This window comes from Mesorhizobium sp. WSM4841 (assembly GCF_055811515.1).
Window position 1 is genome coordinate 200,694 of sequence record NZ_JBVVQC010000009.1, and the last position, 17,467, is coordinate 218,160.

The 17,467-nt window shown below is 62.7% G+C and carries 14 protein-coding genes; 2 read left to right on the top strand and 12 right to left on the bottom strand.

The genetic code is table 11. The features are described from left to right. Positions 1 to 33 precede the first annotated feature (33 nt). Positions 34 to 924, top strand: a complete 891-nt coding sequence (locus tag AC0L14_RS13965; RefSeq protein WP_473486355.1) for a DMT family transporter — start codon at positions 34 to 36, stop codon at positions 922 to 924. 113 nt (positions 925 to 1,037) lie between these two features. Here AC0L14_RS13965 and serA read toward each other — a convergent pair whose 3' ends face one another. The 5 genes from serA to glmM form a co-directional block, all read right to left on the bottom strand. After that, the gene (gene serA / locus AC0L14_RS13970) at positions 1,038 to 2,636 is read right to left on the bottom strand and encodes a phosphoglycerate dehydrogenase (RefSeq protein WP_123150140.1); all 1,599 of its coding nucleotides are present in this window, start codon (positions 2,634 to 2,636) and stop codon (positions 1,038 to 1,040) included. 179 nt (positions 2,637 to 2,815) lie between these two features. After that, positions 2,816 to 3,991: a phosphoserine transaminase gene (locus AC0L14_RS13975; RefSeq protein WP_473749861.1), complete on the bottom strand. Its 1,176-nt coding sequence runs from the start codon at positions 3,989 to 3,991 to the stop codon at positions 2,816 to 2,818. Between the two features lie 201 nt (positions 3,992 to 4,192). Then, a complete protein-coding gene (locus AC0L14_RS13980) occupies positions 4,193 to 4,942 on the bottom strand; it encodes an outer membrane protein (RefSeq protein WP_473486353.1) in 750 nt (249 codons plus the stop codon). Between the two features lie 190 nt (positions 4,943 to 5,132). Then, positions 5,133 to 5,978, bottom strand: coding sequence for an outer membrane protein (locus AC0L14_RS13985; protein ID WP_473525660.1), 846 nt, complete (start codon positions 5,976 to 5,978; stop codon positions 5,133 to 5,135). A gap of 224 nt (positions 5,979 to 6,202) precedes the next feature. Then, a complete protein-coding gene (gene glmM, locus AC0L14_RS13990) occupies positions 6,203 to 7,555 on the bottom strand; it encodes a phosphoglucosamine mutase (RefSeq protein ID WP_473525661.1) in 1,353 nt (450 codons plus the stop codon). 477 nt (positions 7,556 to 8,032) lie between these two features. Here glmM and AC0L14_RS13995 point away from each other — a divergent pair, with 477 nt between their 5' ends. Beyond that, positions 8,033 to 8,695: a hypothetical protein gene (locus AC0L14_RS13995; RefSeq protein ID WP_473749862.1), complete on the top strand. Its 663-nt coding sequence runs from the start codon at positions 8,033 to 8,035 to the stop codon at positions 8,693 to 8,695. 226 nt (positions 8,696 to 8,921) lie between these two features. Here AC0L14_RS13995 and ftsH read toward each other — a convergent pair whose 3' ends face one another. The 7 genes from ftsH to tolR all read right to left on the bottom strand — a co-directional run bounded on the left by ftsH (position 8,922) and on the right by tolR (position 17,467). Continuing rightward, positions 8,922 to 10,850, bottom strand: a complete 1,929-nt coding sequence (gene ftsH, locus AC0L14_RS14000) for an ATP-dependent zinc metalloprotease FtsH (RefSeq protein WP_065011263.1) — start codon at positions 10,848 to 10,850, stop codon at positions 8,922 to 8,924. A gap of 123 nt (positions 10,851 to 10,973) precedes the next feature. Next, positions 10,974 to 12,347 (bottom strand): tRNA lysidine(34) synthetase TilS, encoded by a 1,374-nt coding sequence (gene tilS, locus AC0L14_RS14005; protein WP_473749863.1) that lies wholly within the window; start codon positions 12,345 to 12,347, stop codon positions 10,974 to 10,976. A 58-nt stretch (positions 12,348 to 12,405) separates the two neighbouring features. Beyond that, positions 12,406 to 13,515, bottom strand: coding sequence for a tol-pal system protein YbgF (gene ybgF, locus AC0L14_RS14010; RefSeq protein WP_473749864.1), 1,110 nt, complete (start codon positions 13,513 to 13,515; stop codon positions 12,406 to 12,408). A 201-nt stretch (positions 13,516 to 13,716) separates the two neighbouring features. Continuing rightward, on the bottom strand, positions 13,717 to 14,223 hold the full coding sequence (pal, locus tag AC0L14_RS14015) for a peptidoglycan-associated lipoprotein Pal (protein WP_473749865.1): 507 nt from the start codon (positions 14,221 to 14,223) through the stop codon (positions 13,717 to 13,719). Positions 14,224 to 14,492: 269 nt separating this feature from the next. After that, the gene (gene tolB, locus AC0L14_RS14020; protein ID WP_473749904.1) at positions 14,493 to 15,776 is read right to left on the bottom strand and encodes a Tol-Pal system beta propeller repeat protein TolB; all 1,284 of its coding nucleotides are present in this window, start codon (positions 15,774 to 15,776) and stop codon (positions 14,493 to 14,495) included. Positions 15,777 to 15,843: 67 nt separating this feature from the next. Beyond that, entirely contained in the window at positions 15,844 to 17,001 is a 1,158-nt protein-coding gene (locus AC0L14_RS14025) for an energy transducer TonB family protein (RefSeq protein WP_473525665.1), read from the bottom strand. Between the two features lie 7 nt (positions 17,002 to 17,008). Further along, positions 17,009 to 17,467 (bottom strand): protein TolR, encoded by a 459-nt coding sequence (gene tolR, locus AC0L14_RS14030; protein ID WP_095495377.1) that lies wholly within the window; start codon positions 17,465 to 17,467, stop codon positions 17,009 to 17,011.

Genomic DNA, 17,467 nt, shown 5'->3' on the forward strand with positions numbered 1-17,467 from the left:
TCCGCCTGCCCCTCGCCCGGCTGGAATTTCGCGATGCATCGAACCGCCTATCTGTTCTTGCTGTTCACCACCTTGCTGTGGGGCGGCAACTCCGTGGCCGGCAAGCTGGCGGTCGACCACATTTCGCCGATGACGCTGGTCTTCCTGCGCTGGGTTCTGGCCGTTCTGATCATGCTGCCGATCGGCTGGCGAGCGCTGCGCGAGGATTGGCCGGTGGTGCGCCGGCATTGGTTGCTGCTTGGCGGGCTCGGCGCCTGCGGCTTCACCTTCTTCAACGCGATCTTCTACACGGCGCTCAATTACACGACGGCGATCAACGTCTCGATCGAGCAGGCGGCGATCCCGATCGTGATCATCCTAGCCAATTTCGTGCTGTTTCGCCTGCGTGTGAACCAGGTGCAGATCGCCGGCGTCGTGCTGACGATCATCGGTGTCGCCCTGACCGCCAGCCATGGCGATCTGCGCCAGCTTCTCAAGCTGGATCTCAACTTCGGCGACGCCATTATGCTGATCGCGGTGCTTTGTTACAGTTTCTACTCGGTCGGGCTGCGGCTGAAGCCGGCCATACGCTGGCAAAGCCTGATGCTGGCGCTGTCGATTGCCGCACTTGTCACCTCGCTGCCTTTCTTCCTGTGGGAATTGGCCGCCGGCAAGGTCATCGTCCCCGATGCGCGCGGCTGGGCGATAGCGTTCTACACCGCGATCGGCGCCTCAGTCGTCTCGCAGATCTTCTATATCAGGGGCAACGAACTGATCGGCGCAAACCGGGCCGGCCTGTTCATCAACCTGGTGCCGATCTTCGGTACGCTGCTGTCGGTGCTGATCGTCGGTGAGACATTCCAGCTCTATCAGGGTCTGGCCCTCGTGCTGGTGCTCGGCGGCATCAGCCTCGCCGAATACAGCGGAAGGAAGCTGGCGATTTAGCCGGCAAATGTTCGGGATCGGATCAGAATGGTGCAATCCAGAGCCCGTCGCAGCCATTATTGTCGAAACGCCCCGTGTGCTTGTAGAGCACGCGGGGCGCGCGCGGGCATGTTTCAGGCGCCGCCCACATCGAAATGCAGCCGCTTGGCGGAGTCGATCGACTTGTGCGCCCGCACCTGTTCCAGCACGTTTTCCGGAAACGGAGCATCGAGATAGAGCAGCGCGATGGCATCGCCGCCAGGCCGGTTGCGGCCGAGCTGGAAATTGGCGATGTTGACGCCGTTCTCGCCGCAGACCGTGCCGAGCAGACCGATGATACCGGGCGCGTCGGCATTCGTCGTGTAGAGCATATGCTGGCCGACCTCGGCGTCTAGGTTGATGCCTTTGATTTGGATGAAGCGCGGCTTGCCGTCCGAAAAGCAGGTGCCGGCGATCGAACGCGTCCTATGCTCGGTCTTGACCGTGAGCTTGATATAGCCGTCGAACACGCCGGATTTGTCGCGCTTGACCTCGGCGACGATGATGCCGCGCTCCTTAACCATGATCGGCGCCGACACCATGTTGACGTCGGAGACCTGCGGCCGGATCAGCCCGGCAAGGGTGGCGCTGATCAGCGCGCGCGTGTTCATCGTCGCGGTCGAGCCGTCGAAAAGGATCTCGACCTCCTTGATCGGGTCCTCTGTGACCTGGCCGACAAAGGCGCCGAGCACTTCGGCCAGCTTGACGAAAGGTTTTAGGCGCGGCGCCTCCTCGGCGGTGATCGACGGCATGTTGATGGCGTTGGAAACGGCGCCCTTGATCAGATAGTCGGCCATCTGCTCGGCGACGTGCAGGGCGACATTCTCCTGCGCCTCCATCGTCGACGCACCGAGGTGCGGCGTCGCCACCACATTCTCCATGCCGAACAGTTCGCTCTGCTCCGCCGGTTCGACCTCGAACACGTCGATGCCGGCACCTGCCACCTTGCCGCTTTTCAGTGCCGCGATCAGGTCGGCCTCGACGATCAGCCCGCCACGAGCGCAGTTGATGATGCGCACGCCGGTCTTCATTTTGGCGATCGCCGCAGCGTCGATGATGTTGCGCGTCTTGTCGGTCAGTGGCGTGTGCAGGGTGATGAAATCGGCGCGGGCGAACAGCTCGTCGAGTTCGACCTTCTCGACGCCGAGTTCCTCGGCACGGCTGTCCGACAGGAAAGGGTCGAAGGCGATGACATGCATCTTCAGGCCGACGCCGCGCGTGGCCACGATCGAGCCGATGTTGCCGCAGCCGATGATGCCCAGCGTCTTGCTGGTGATCTCGATGCCCATGAAGCGGTTCTTTTCCCACTTGCCGGCATGGGTCGAGGCATTGGCTTCCGGTATCTGGCGGGCCAGCGCGAAGATCATGGCGACGGCATGCTCTGCGGTGGTGATCGAATTGCCGAAGGGCGTGTTCATCACGATGATGCCCTTGCGGCTCGCCGCCGGGATGTCGACATTGTCGACGCCGATGCCGGCGCGGCCGACCACCTTCAATTTGGTGGCGGCGTTGATCAGCTTCTCGGTGACTTTCGTCGCCGAACGGATGGCGAGGCCGTCATACTGGCCGATCACTTCGAGCAGCTTTTCCTTGTCCTTGCCGAGGTCGGGCAGGTAGTCGACGTCGATGCCGCGATCCCTAAAGATCTGCACGGCAGTGGTGGAGAGTTTGTCTGAGACGAGAACGCGGGGCATTGGCTTGGTCCTTTGCGATTGGCGCCCCTCCCCCTTTGAGGGGAGGGGCGGCGCGAGCGCCGGGTGGGTCGTTGCGGCCGGACGCCGCCGAAATCTTTTCTTTCTGGATGGCGGACCGTTGAGTTGGTGGAGGCAACCCCACCGGCCCTTCGGGCCACCCTCCCCTCAAGGGGGAGGGGTCAGGCGGCCGCCTTGAGCGACGCCTTTTGTGCGGCAAAGGCCCAGTCGAGCCACGGCAGCAGCGCTTCGAGATCGGAAGTCTCGACCGTCGCCCCGCACCAGACGCGCAGGCCGGGCGGCGCGTCGCGATAGGCGCCGATGTCGTAGGCGACGCCTTCCTTGTCGAGCGCTGAGACAATTGCCTTGGCGAAGGCCGCCTGTCCGTCGGCGTCGAGTGCCGCGATATCCGGGTCGGTGAAGGAAAGACAGACGGACGTGTTCGACCGCGTCGCCGGGTCGGTGGCCAGATGGCCGAGCCATGCGGATCTGCCGACGAAGCCGTCGAGAACGGCGGCATTGGCGTCGGCGCGGGCGATCAGCGCATCGAGGCCGCCGATCGACTTCGCCCAACGCAGTGCGTCGAGATAATCCTCGACGCACAGCATCGACGGCGTGTTGATGGTCTCGCCCTTGAAGATGCCTTCGATGAGCTTGCCGCCCGAGGTGAGGCGGAAGATTTTCGGCAGCGGCCAGGCCGGCTTGTAGCTTTCCAGCCGCTCGACGGCGCGCGGGCTGAGGATCAGCACGCCGTGCGCCCCTTCGCCGCCGAGCACCTTCTGCCAGGAGAAGGTGACGACATCGAGCTTCTGGAAATCGAGCTTTTGAGCAAAGGCCGCCGAGGTCGCATCGCAGATGGTCAGGCCCTTGCGGCTGGCCGGGATGAAATCGCCGTTCGGCACACGCACGCCTGATGTCGTGCCGTTCCAGGTGAAGACGACATCGCGGTTGAAGTCGATTTTTGCCAGATCCGGCAGCGCGCCGTAACCGGCTTCGATCCTGCGCACGTCGGCGAGCTTCAGCTGCTTGACCACATCGGTGACCCAGCCGGAACCGAAACTCTCCCAGGCGACCATGTCGACGCCGCGTTCGCCGAGCAGCGACCACAGCGCCATCTCGACCGCGCCGGTGTCCGACGCCGGCACGATGCCGATGCGGTAATCTGCGGGAATCTGGAGGACCTCTCGCGTCAGCTCGATCGCCTGTTCGAGCTTGGTCTTGCCGATCTTGGCGCGGTGCGAGCGTCCGAGCGCGGCATTGGCCAGCGCCTCGACCGACCAGCCGGGACGCTTTGCACAGGGACCTGAGGAAAAATTGGGATTTGCCGGGCGCGGTCCGGGCTTCGTATGCGTCGTCATCGTGGTCTATCCTTCCAGATAGTGGCCCCTCGTTGGGGAGGGGTGGCCCACGGACGGCGATATGCGTTCAGGCTTCCGGCGTCAAGAGGAAAGTTTTTGTCGCTGACGGGATACTGATCACCTGTGATGAGAATGTCATGGCCTCGAAACACGAACGGCGGCCCCGAAGATCCGCCGTCAAGATTGTCGCGTGCGCAGCTCCTACCAGAGGTCGTAACGCAACCCGAGCTTGACTTGATGATTGCTGATCCCTTTGTCGATCGGATAGGAAGTCAGGCTCTCGGCAGTCGCATATTCGGCGTCGGGCGCGGAAAAATACTGATAGCCCAGATCTACGGAAAAATTCTTGGACACTTGATAGGCAAGGCCTGCATTCAGCGTGTAAGCGAAGGAATACTGGGTCTTGTCGTCCTGCAGAACGAAATCGTCGGTAGGGTCATTGTTGTCGGTGAAATAGCTCGCTGAAAGCTTGCGGTTGCTCTGGACGACACCGATACCCGCGCCGAGATAGGGCGTGATCCCGACATAGGTGCCAAGATCGACATAGCCGTTGAGCATGCCCGAGAAGGCGTAGTTCTTCAGGGACGCTGATGCCACGGTCGTTCCGTCATCATAGCCGACGCCGATCTTATTGCCGGGCAGATAGCCGAAATTGAGATCGGCACGCAGATAGTCGTTGAAATGGTAGCCGAAGCCGATGCTGGCAAAGATCGGATCCTCATTGTCGCTGAAGCTCGCCGGTGTGAAGGCGAAATCCTCATCTTCGAAGCTCTTTTCCGGCAAATAGGCGACATCGCCGCGCAGATACCATCCCGAACCGACTTCGACCGGCACATAGTCCGGCGCCTGGTCGACATAGATCGGCGGATCGTAGTCGGCGCCAAGCGCTTGAGACAGCGGCATCAGGGCGATTGCTGCAAGCGCCAGCGCTATACGCGATTTGACTGTCATGATCCCGGCTCCCGAAGGTGGCGCCATTCGCGATCGCGAGCGCCGTTTCAGGAAGCATTGTTAACCATAGTGGTTAAGTGGCGGTTAAGGATAACAGGACGTTAGCGAATTGATTTTGATGCGCTTTCCCGACACAAACGGAAACCGCCCGGCTTTTGCCGGGCGGTCTGCAAACCTGCTCTCGAAGTGATTACTTGGTGTAGACCGGTTCGGGTTCGTAGGCGATCGGCACCGGCTGGGCGCAGTCCGAGTTGCCGAACTGATAGCGCAGGCCGCCGCGCACTTCGTGCACATTGATGCCCTTGTCATAGCCGGGACCGACATTGCTGTCTGAAGCGTAATCGAACATCTTACCGCCTTCGATATGACTGAAGCGGTAGCCGACATCGAGCTTGACGCGATCAGTCAGGCAGTAGGATGCGCCCGCCATGGCAGCATAGGCAAAACGCCAGTCCTTGCCGCCATGATGCTCGAAATCGCCGTCGATATCGCTGTTGTGCAGCGTATCCCACTTGACCCAGGCGCCGCCGATGCCGGCACCGACATAGGGCGTGATGCCGTGCCAGGTGCCGATATCGACGTAGGCATTGGCCAGGAGCAGCAGCGCCGAATAGGACGAGGTGTCGGTCGAGGTGCAGGGCGTTTGATTAATGCCGCAGAAGCCGCTGGTCGAGCCACGGAAATCGGATTTGCTCATCCAGTCCAGAGTGAGATCGGTGCGAAAATGCTGGTTGATCTGGTAACCGACGCCGGCGCCGGCCGAGAAGGCGCCGTCCAACTCGCCGCTGTCGAAGCTGCCGGGATTCTGCGGCGGGGCCGCGCTATAAGTGATGTAGTCGCCGCCGCGGAACTCCGACCAGTGATAGTCGATGTCGCCGCGAATGTACCAGCCGCCATATTCGACCGGCGGCTCGTAGACCGGCAGCGGCGGAGCCGGCTCGACCACGGGCGGCTCGACGAAGTCGGCGGCGAACACTGGTCCGGCCGCGCCCGCGAGCAGCGCGGCAAAGAGGGCCGTTCTTGCTGTATTCAACATGCTTGTCACCCCTGAGAACCCTCGGCACAGCGAACGCGTCCGAATCTGATTGGCTTCAGTCGTGGATAATGAATTGGAAAAGTTAAAAGGCGTTTAACCTTATCGCTTAACCATGAATCTCTAAATCTTTCAGGATTTCGCGTCATTTCCCTGGATTAATTGGAATGCAACCCAATAAAAAAGCCCGCCGGGAGGCGGGCTTTCGAACTGGCAAAGCTGCAGGATCAGGCGGCGCTGCGCGTTTCCGAAATGACCCCGACAATGTCGTTGACGACGGCCTCGACCAATTGCTGGTCATCGCCTTCCGCCATGACGCGAATAAGTGGTTCCGTGCCGGATGGCCGGATGACCAGGCGCCCGGCCTTGCCCAGCCGGTGGCGTGCATCTTCGATCGCCGCCTTGACCGGGGCTTCCTCGAGCGGCTTGCCGCCGGAAATATGGACGTTCTTCAGCAGCTGCGGCACCGGCGCAAACTTCTTCGACAGTTCGCTGACCGGCTTGTTCTGCCGCTTGATGCAGGCGAGCACCTGGAGCGCCGAAACGAGGCCGTCGCCGGTCGTGGAAAAATCGGACAGCACGATGTGGCCCGACTGTTCGCCGCCGACATTCAGGCCGTGCGCACGCATGTGCTCGACGACATAGCGGTCGCCAACCTTGGTGCGGTGCAACTGCAGGTTCATGTCGCCGAGGAAGCGTTCGAGGCCGAGATTGGACATCACCGTCGAAACGACGCCGCCTCCGGCCAGCCGTCCGCTCTGATGCCAGGCCTCGGCGATCAGCGCCATGATCTGGTCGCCATCAACGATCGCGCCGTTCTCGTCGACGATGACGACACGGTCGGCGTCGCCGTCGAGCGCGATGCCGATATCGGCGCGCACTTCGTGCACCTTCCTCTGCAGGCCTGCCGGATGGGTCGAGCCGCACTCCTTGTTGATGTTGAAGCCGTTGGGCTCGACATTGATGGCGACGACCTCGGCGCCGAGTTCCCACAGCGCCTCGGGCGCCACCTTGTAGGCAGCGCCATTGGCGCAATCGACGACGATGCGGAGGCCCGACAGTGACATCGACCGTGGCAGCGTGCGCTTGGCGAATTCGATGTAGCGGTCATGAACGCCGTCGACGCGCTTGGCGCGGCCGAGCCCGTCCGAATCGGCGAGCGCCAGGTCGATATCCTTGTCGAGCATCCCCTCGATGCGCTCCTCGATCTCGTCGGAGAGCTTGTAGCCATCTGGGCCGAACAGCTTGATGCCGTTGTCGTAGTAAGGATTGTGCGAGGCCGAGATCATCACGCCGATGTCGGCGCGCAACGAGCGTACCAGCATGGCGACCGCGGGCGTCGGAATCGGGCCGAGCAGGAACACGTCCATGCCGGCGGCGCACAGGCCCGACACCATCGCATTCTCGATCATGTAGCCGGAAAGCCTGGTATCCTTGCCGAGCACGACCCGGTGGCGATGGTTGCCGCGCTGGAACGAAAGGCCGGCGGCCATGCCGACCCTCATGGCGACCTCCGCCGTCATTGGAAACCTGTTGGCGCGCCCGCGAATGCCGTCCGTACCGAAATAACTTCCTGCCATGCTAGCCAGCTTCCCGATGGTTCTTTTCCGGCACGTCATGCCACAAATTGGCCCGAGCCCTATCATCACAATGCATTATTGTACGTCGCCAATCCTTAGAAAATTGTTGGTTTGTGTGTTTTGTGTCACGCTAGTGTGTTTGCCTGCTCCGGTTGTGGCAGCAGCCTTCAGGAACTTCAGACCGTATCTGCATTCTTTGGTGTGTCGTCAGTGTCCGGGCAATCAGGTCCGCCGCACCGGCCGACCCGATCAACCTGTCGTGAGGCCGTTCCTGACTGTGGCCGCTCTATACGCGTTTTCCGTGCAAACGCCCGGAAAAATTGCATCTGGCGGACAGTAGCTGCCGGCGATTCCATCATTCTCTTGGAAATAATGCACTTTCAGGCGGCTTTTGCGCTATTTAGCATCTGGCGCAACCAGTCGTTGAGTGCTATTGCTTGCATGGGACATATCGTGAACACATGAGGGAGAAGACGCATGCTCATCCATCGACTTGCCACTTTGACGGGTCTTGCCGTCGTGACTTTATTCCTGGCGGCGCCTGCCAATGCGCTGACCATGGCCGAATGCAGCACCAAGTATAACGCGGCAAAGGACGCCGGAACACTTGGCGGCCAGAACTGGAACCAGTTCCGCAAGGCAGAATGCGGCACCGAGGCCGCCGCAGCCGACACCACGCCAGCCAAGGCGGACAGCACCAGCGCTGCAACTATCGATGCGGCCGCTGCAGCGACGACCAAGGCAGCGGCAACTGTCAACGCCGGCAACGGCCTCAGCAGAGCGGATTGCAGCGCCAAATATCAGGCGGCCAAGACCGGCAACACGCTGAACGGCATGAAGTGGAACGACTTCCGCATGAGCCAGTGCGGTGCCGGTGCTTCCGACGACACCGTGCCGGCAGCCGATCAGGCAAGCCTCACCAGCCACCCGGAAACGCCGACCCTCATCGCTCCCCAGGGAGTGACGTTTCCGAAGGCGATCTCCACCAAGTATAGCAGCGAAACTCCGGCCAAGGCCCGCATGCACACCTGCCGCGACCAGTACCACGCCAACAAGGATGCCGGGACGCTGGGTGGCCTCAAGTGGATCCAGAACGGTGGCGGCTTCTACAGCCTTTGCAATGCCGCGCTGAAGAGCTGATCGGCATCAACATTCGAAGATAGCAAGGCCCGCGAGCCGCAAGCTTCGCGGGCCTTTCTTGCTGCCGGCGATAAATTGCGCCTGCAGTGCTGAAGGTTTGTAAAAGCGGAAGTGACGGCCGATCTCCCCCCTTGCGTGGGAGATCGGCCCTCATCACGGCACCTCCTGAACGGAAAACGCCGCGGTCAACACCGCGGCGTTTTCGAAATCAACCTCTTGGGCGGGCCTAGCTTGACGGCTGAGGCTCCATGCCGCCTTCGGGCTCCGGGCCCTTCTTGCGGCGGCTGCCGGACTTCGGCACGGCCGAGCCACGGCTCGGCGGCGTGTCGTCGCCGAGATCGCGGGCGGGCTTGTGGCCGGCGATCAACTGTTTGATCTCCTCGCCGGACAGCGTCTCGTATTCCAAAAGCCCCTGCGCCAGCGCGATCCATTCCTTCTTCTTCTTGGTCAGGATGGATTTCGCCGTCGAATAGGCCTCGTCGATCAGCCGGCGCACTTCGGCGTCGATGATCTGCGCCGTCTCTTCCGAGACGTTCTGCGTGCGCGCCACCGAATGGCCGAGGAAGACCTCTTCCTGGTTATCGCCATAGGCGACATGGCCGAGCTTGTCGGAGAAGCCCCAGCGCGTGACCATGGCGCGTGCCAGCTTGGTTGCCTGCTCGATGTCCGAGGAGGCACCCGAGGTGATGTTCTCCTTGCCGAACTTGAACTCCTCGGCGACGCGGCCACCCATCATGATGGCGAGGCGCGAGATCATGTATTTGTAGCTCATCGAATAGCGGTCGCCTTCCGGCAGCTGCATGACCATGCCAAGCGCCCGGCCACGCGGGATGATGGTCGCCTTGTGCAGCGGATCGGCCGACGGCACGTTCAGCGCCAGAATGGCGTGGCCGGCCTCGTGATAGGCGGTGAGTTCCTTCTCGGCCTGGGTCATGGCCGACGAGCGGCGCTCGGCGCCCATCATGATCTTGTCCTTGGCGTCCTCGAACTCGGCCATGGTGACAAGGCGCTTGTTGCGCCGCGCCGCCATCAGGGCGGATTCGTTGACGAGGTTCATCAGGTCAGCTCCGGAAAAGCCCGGCGTGCCGCGTGCAATCACCTTGAGGTCAACATTGGGCGCCAGCGGCACGTTGCGCACATGCACCTTCAGGATCTTCTCGCGGCCGACGATGTCGGGATTCGGCACCACCACCTGGCGGTCGAAACGGCCGGGCCTGAGCAGCGCCGGATCGAGCACGTCCGGCCGGTTGGTGGCGGCGATCAGGATGATGCTTTCGTTGGATTCGAAGCCGTCCATTTCGACCAGCAACTGGTTCAGCGTCTGCTCGCGTTCATCGTTGCCGCCGCCGAGGCCGGCGCCGCGATGGCGGCCGACCGCGTCGATTTCGTCGATGAAGATGATGCAGGGCGCATTCTTCTTGGCCTGGTCGAACATGTCGCGGACGCGGCTGGCGCCAACGCCGACGAACATCTCGACAAAGTCCGAGCCGGAAATGGTGAAGAACGGCACGTTGGCCTCACCGGCGACCGAACGGGCAAGCAGCGTCTTGCCGGTTCCGGGAGGGCCGACGAGCAGCACGCCGCGCGGGATCTTACCGCCAAGCCGCTGGAACTTCTGCGGATCACGCAAAAATTCGACGATCTCTTCCAGATCTTGCTTGGCTTCGTCGACGCCGGCAACGTCCTGGAAGGTGACGCGGCCATGCGCTTCGGTCAAAAGCTTGGCCTTCGACTTGCCGAAACCCATGGCGCGGCCGGAGCCGGATTGCATCTGGCGCATGAAGAATATCCAGACGCCAAGGATGAGGATCATCGGCAGCCAGGAGATGAGATAGCCGAACAGCGAATTGGAACCGTCGGATTCGGGGCGCGCGTTGATGGTGACGTTCTTGTCCTGGAGTCTCGAAACCAGCGACGGATCACCCGGCGAATAGGTCTGGAAGCCGGTAGAGGTGTCGGTATAGGTGCCCGAGATGCGGGCACCCGCTATGGTCACCGTCTTGACCCGGCCGGCCGCGACATCCTGCAGGAACTGCGAATAGGGGACATCGCTCGCTGCTCCGCGCGTCTGCGGCGTCTGGAACAGATTAAAGAGAGCGATGAGCAGGACCGCTATGATCGCCCAGAGCGCGAGATTGCGATAATTCGGATTCATCAATTGTCCCGTTGGCGTCCGCTGGCGGACACGCGTCGTGAGAGGAAACTTGGGTCTAACATAGGGATGGCGCCTTCCCTTGCCAAGCAGAACAGCATGTCGCGGTTAAGCTTTCGCCCATGATCAACCGGCAGTGTGGCCGCTGAAAGGCGAGGCAGGAAGAACCGGCGCACCGATCAGCGCGGCGACCGTTCCGGCCGGCGTCAGATCGAATGACGGCAGGAAGCGGGCAAAGGGCGCGACGACCGGCGATACCGCCATTCCTGGCAATCCCGGGCTGTCCTGCGCCGAACCGAGGCATTCGCCAAGATATTCGCTTGCGCGCCACAGCACCGGCTCGGCCGCCAGAGCCGCGCGGACAAGGCTTGGCGGCGTGCCGTCTTCGGCAATTGCCTGTTTTGCGGCACGAGCCGCGCCGAGCGGCGCGATCAAAAATGCACCGGGTTCGTCGCCCAATGTGATCCTCCGGCGGCCGTCCCAGAGGGCATTGTCCACGGCAGGAGCGGCGGGCGGCAGGTTGCGGGTTTCGCGACGCAGGAAGATGCCGGCACGCCGTGCATCGATCACCGTCCGCGACAATGTAGCGCAAAATGGCGCGGTCCTCAGCCGGTCGAGCAGCGCTTCGCTGCGAGCCTGGTCGGGCAGAAAGGCAACGCCGCCGACAGTCGCCAGCAGGATGCGCAGCGCGTAGACGGCCGCCGGCTCGTCGCCGGCCGTCGCAAAGCCCGGATCGAGACGGATAAGGCCGGCGGCGGGCCTGCTGGCAAAGCCACGGATCAGCGCGGCGGCGTGATGGCCAAGCTGTTCGCGCTCGACCGCAGCCCGCGCGGCCAGCGCCACCGCGTCTTCCACGCGCTGCGCGCCATTGCCGTCGGCAAGCGCTGCGCGGATACGCGGCCGCTCGAAAGCCTCGTCTTCATTGGTCGGGTCTTCGGCCCAGCCGACATTTGCGCGCCGCAGGACTTCTCGCAGCGCCGCACGTCGTGTGCCGAGAAGCGGCCGTGCGATCCAGATCCGCCAATCATAGAGGGTGGCCGGTGCCATGCCGGCAAGGCCTCGCCCCTCTTCGCGTGCCCCATAGCCGCGCGCGTGCCGCATCAGCACGGTCTCGGCCTGGTCGTCGGCAGTGTGGCCGGTCAGGATCAGGCCGATACCTTCCGCCTGCGCTGCCTCGGCCAGCAGCCGGTAGCGGGCCTCACGCGCGGCAGCCGGCAGGCCGGTCGACGGCTTGCGTCCGGACCAGACCAGGATGCGGTGGGCAATGCCGCGCCCGGCACAAAGCCTGGCCACGGCTTGCGCCTCAGCGGCCGCGCCCGGCCGCAGACCGTGATCGATCGTCACAGCCAGCAATTTCGTTGCGGGCGCGGTACGGTCGAGGTGATCTTTGAGGAGAAGGAGAAGGGCGGTCGAGTCGCTGCCGCCGGACACGGCCGCAACAGCGCCGTTGGTAAAATCGATCTGCGAAAAAACCGAAAGGTCAGGCTCGGTTTCGAGCATCAATGCATGTCGCCCAAAAGTGGCCCCGGTTTTGGGGCAACGACATGCAAGAAAAAAACTAGCACGCCGCGAGCGCCCTTTCCTGCTTGACGCGTTCCTTGAGCGCGCCGGAAACGTTGGGATAGCGCTTGCCGATCTCGCCGAAAGTGGCGCAGGCCACGTCGCGCTGGTTCAATCCGACCAGCGACACACCGAGCTTCAGCAGCATGTCGGGAGCCTTCTTGGCCTTCGGATAATCCTTGCTGGCGGCGAGGAAGGTCTCGGCCGCGTCGCGGTATTTCTGCTGGCCGAGCAGTGACTCACCCAGCCAGTAATGCGCGTCCGCCGTCTTGGCGTCCTTGGGGAAGCGGGCGATGTGGTCGCGAAAACCCTGTTCGGCAGTGCCGTAGTCGCCCGACAAGATGAACTGATAGGAGTTGCGGTAAAGCTCCTCCGGGTCGTCGGTGGCGGGCAGTGCCGCAACCACCGTATCGTCGGACTTGCCGGCCTGCGTGCCGGCGGCCTGGTCGCCGGCGCCTTGGGCGCCGGTAGCAGGAGCGGTGTTCTGCGCCGGTGCATGTGCCTGCGTGTTGCCGTCGGCGTCGATCACATTGCCGTTCTTGTCGACCGTGATGGTGCCGAACGTCTTCGGCGGCGTGCCCTGGATCACCGTGCCGGGTTCGCCTGTCGGCGATTCGACGATGACCTCCCCGCTCTGGTCGCCGGCTGGCGATGTGCCCGCATCGGCCGGCGCGTGCGTCGCCGGAGCCTCGGCGACGCTGCTGTCGGGGTTGGTGGTGGCGTCCGACTTTTTCTGCTCCGCTGGTTGCTGCGCGCCTTGCGAACCGCCTTCCAGCTGCTGGAAGCGGAACTCGTTGTCTTCCTGCTGCTTGCGGATCTGCTCCTGCATCTGCAGCACCTGGAAGTTGAGTTCCTCAATCTTGCCGTTCATCTGGCGGAGCTGTTCCTCCAGCGCCGTAGTGCCGGTGCCATCCTGCGCAAATTGAGCCTGATCCGGTTTCTTTTTTTCACCGAAAATGCCCGGCTTTTCACCGAAAATGCCGAGCGTCGGCAGGCGGAAGGAAAAACCGCTTTTTTCTGCAGCTTGCTCGTCGCCGCTTGCCGGGGCGGCGACGCTTGATACGAGCAGCAGCGCAAGCGTGCCGCTCAAGACCGATCTGAAATGCATGTGCCTCTCGCCGTGAAATTGTTTGCCTGTTGCATGCCTTCCGATCGGAGTGGACCGTCAGGCGCCTCGGCTCTTACCAGGACGCAGGACTTCGGCCAAATTTTGTTTCAAGTCCCATATCCGGGCGCCGGACATGAAAAAGGCGGCCGCGGCCGCCTTTCGCACATATGTGTTGCATTTCTGCCGATCAAGAATTGCCGATCAAGAACCGGCGCCGCTGATCGTGGTGACGGCGCGGCGGTTCTGCGACCAGCAGGAGATGTCGTCGCAAACCGCGACCGGACGCTCCTTGCCGTAGGAAATGGTCTTCAGGCGCTGGGCGGAAACGCCCCTGGCGACGAGGAAGTCGCGGGTGGCGGCGGCACGGCGGGCGCCGAGCGCCAGATTGTATTCGCGCGTGCCGCGCTCGTCGGCATGGCCTTCGATGACGATGGCATACTGCCTATACTGGTTCAGCCATTGCGCCTGGCGCGAAAGCGTCGTCTGCGCGTCGGCGCGGATCGAGGACGAATCCGTGTCGAAGAAGATGCGGTCGCCGATGTTGACGGTGAAGTCCTGGGCCGATCCGGGCGTTGCCGCTCCGGCGCCGCTGAGACCGAGATCGGCGGCGCTGTTCAGGTTCTTCTTCGAGGCGCAACCGGCGATGGCGAGCAACGCCACCAGCGCGATCATCACCGGGTTTCTGGTAAGTGCTGCGATACGGCCCATGCCGCCTCTCCTTCGCAATTCGAGTGATTTCGTTGATCGTCCAGTAACCACGTTTGGGTTAACCGGCGTTCAAGAAACACGGTTAAAATTTGGTTTCGGCTGCCGTCCGCAGCCGTTTTGCCCAAGGGGAATCCGTGGAGGCAACAATGCGCGCGGACCGTAGGCAGAAATGCGGCTAAAACGCGACGAAGCCGTGGAAAGGATCGAATCGAAGAGTTGAGGAATCCCGTTTTCTCCATCTCTTCAATTCTTCATTTCTCCAATTCCTCTCACTCGAGCAGCGGCGACCAGGCCGGGTCCGATGCGAAATTCGCCGTCGCGATCGACTGTTCGTTGCGGCCGGTGAGATCGACCGAAACGAGTTTCGGCCCGCCGGCTGAATCGCGGAAGAACATCAGCACCCGGCCGTTGGGCGCCCAGGTCGGCCCCTCCTGCTGGAAGCCGGTTGAGAGGATGCGCTCGCCCGAACCGTCGACGCGCATGACGCCGATCTGGAACTCGCCGGCAGTCTGCTTGGTGAAGGCGATGAGATCGCCGCGCGGCGACCACACCGGCGTCGAATAGACGCCATCGCCGAAGGAGATGCGGGTCTGGCCCGAACCGTCGGCGCCCATCACATAGATCTGCGCGCGGCCGCCGCGGTCGGAGGTGAACACCACCTTGCTGCCATCCGGAGAATAGGATGGCGACGTGTCGATGGCCGTCGAATTGGTGAGCCTTGTCGTCGAGCGGCTCCTCAAATCCATGGCGAAGATGTTGGAATTGCCGTCGTCGCGCAGCAGGCTCATGATCACCTTCTGGCCGTCGGGCGAGAAGCGCGGCGCAAAGGTCATGCCGGGAAAGTCGCCGACCAGTTCGCGCTGCCCGGTCTCGATCTGCAGCAGATAGACCTTCGGCTGGCCGCTTTCATAGGACATGTAGGTGATTTCCTGCCGGTTTGGCGAGAAACGCGGGGTCAGCACGATCGACCTGCCATCCGACAGGTAGCGGATATTGGCGCCGTCCTGGTCCATGATGGCGAGGCGCTTCTTGCGCGCGTTCTTTGCGCCCGATTCGTCGATGAAGACGACGCGCGTGTCGAAATAGCCCTTCTCGCCGGTCAGCCGTTCATAGATCGCGTCGGCGATGATATGGGCGACACGCCTCGTATTGGCGTCGTTGGCGAAGAACTGCTCGCCGGACATCTGCTGGCCGGCAAACGTATCCCACAGCCTGTACTGGGCGCGGACGCGGCCATCGGCCTCCTTGCTGACGCTGCCGGTGACCAGCGCTTGGGCATTGATCACTTTCCAGTCCTCGAAACGGGGCGTGACATCCGGATTGGAGATCTTTTCTATGAAGGCGCTCTTGTCGATCGGCGCGAACAGGCCGGAGCGTTTCAGGTCTGCGCTGACGATGCCGGAAATCTCCGCACCCAGCGCATCGCCACCTTGAAAGTCGGTGATGGCGATCGGCAGCGGCTCGACATTGCCTTTGTTGACGTTGAGCTCAACGAGCGCCCGCGCCGGCAAGGTGGCGGCGGCAGTCATGCCCAGCGCCATCGCTATGATCATCAGGAGCGGCTGGAGGATGGATTTCATGTCTTCTCGCTTCTCTTTAATATTCTACGGGGCGCCAGGCCTATAGGCCCAGCATCTCCCTCGGATCGAACGTGACACGAACGTCGGCCCAGATGTCTTGTTTGCCTGCGGGGACCTGCAGACCGGCCACATCGCATTTCTGAACCGCGCGCACGGCACTTTCGTCGAACGGGCGGCTTCCGCTCGACTTTTCGACAGATGGCCGTCCGTCCAGCTTGCCGGAGGCGTCGAGGTTGAACCGGACTACGACGATGAAATTCTCGGAACCCTCGAGCCCCACCGGCAGGGTCCAGCAACCACCAAGTTGAGCCTCCAACGCCCCCTGCTCCGACCTTGAAAGCTTCTGGCCCTGGTTTTTGTCGGCGCCGAGAGACGCCTGCTGGGTCGAGCGCTTGGCACCGCCGCCGGACGGCTTTCGCTTGTCGAGCAAAGCGGAAATCTCGTCGGCGTTGAACTGCTTGTCTTCCGATTTTGGCTTGGACGAGGCTTCTTTGACCGGCTTGTCGGCATCCTTGCGCTCCGGCGCCTTTGCGCTTTCGGCCTGGGCCGGCTGCGGCTTCGGCCGCGCCTGCGGGGCAGGCGCAGAGTCCGGAAGCTGCGTCGTCTCGGTTGGCGGCTCCTGGGCGATGGCCTCGGCGACGGCGTCCGGCTTGACCTCAGGCTTCGGGTCGATGGCGGCGGTCTTGTCCTGCGGCGGCGTCGGCGCCGGCTCCTTGGCCGGCGTCGGCTTAGGCTCCGCCTGCTTGACCGGCTCGGGCTTGACCTCTTCCTTCGGCTGCGGGACCGGTGCGACCTCCGTCGCCGGGACTGGCTTGGGCTGCTCCTTCGGTTTCGGCACGTCCTCGGGCTTCGGCTTTTCTTTCGGCGTCGGCGCGGGCGGCGGCGCCTCAGCCATATCGACCGGCTGGGGCTTGGGTTCCGGCGTCGGCGGCTTGTCGGTATCGACGCTGTTGTCGCCGACCGTCTGCGCGTCGGCCACGATGTCGGGACGCTGGGTCGGCAATGGCGCCGGCTTTTCGCTCACCGCAGCTTTCTTGTCGCCTTGCTGTATCTGCGCGATCGCTTCCATCGGCACGATTTCGACCGCCAGAGACTCGGCATCGGACGCCGGCAATGCAGCCGGCGCCGACAGCGTGAACAGGCCGAAGCCGATCGCGACCGCATGCAAGATCACCGATGTGGTGAGGCCGGTCCTCATCTTGCGTCTATTGATCCTGTTCCTGCAGTGAAACGAGGCCGATATTCTTGTATCCGGCGGCCGAAATCCGGGCCATCACCTTCATCGCGGTGCCATAGTCGGTGGACTTGTCGCCGCGAATGAAGATGCGCTCATCATAGCCGGTCTTCGAAACCGCCTGCAGCTTCGCCACCAGCTCCTCAACCGGGATTTCGGTCTCCTGGAGATAGATCTGGCCGGCGGAGTTGATGGAGACGGTGATCGGCTGCGTGTCGACATTCATCGCCTTGGCCTGCGTGTCCGGCAGGTCGATCGGCACGCCGACCGTCAGCAAGGGCGCCGCGACCATGAAGATGATCAACAGCACCAGCATCACGTCGACCATCGGCGTGACGTTGATTTCCGATATCATCGCGTGATGGCGGCCGCGCCGCCTGTGGCCGCGACCACCGCGTCCTCCGCCACCCGCGCCTACAGACATTCCCAT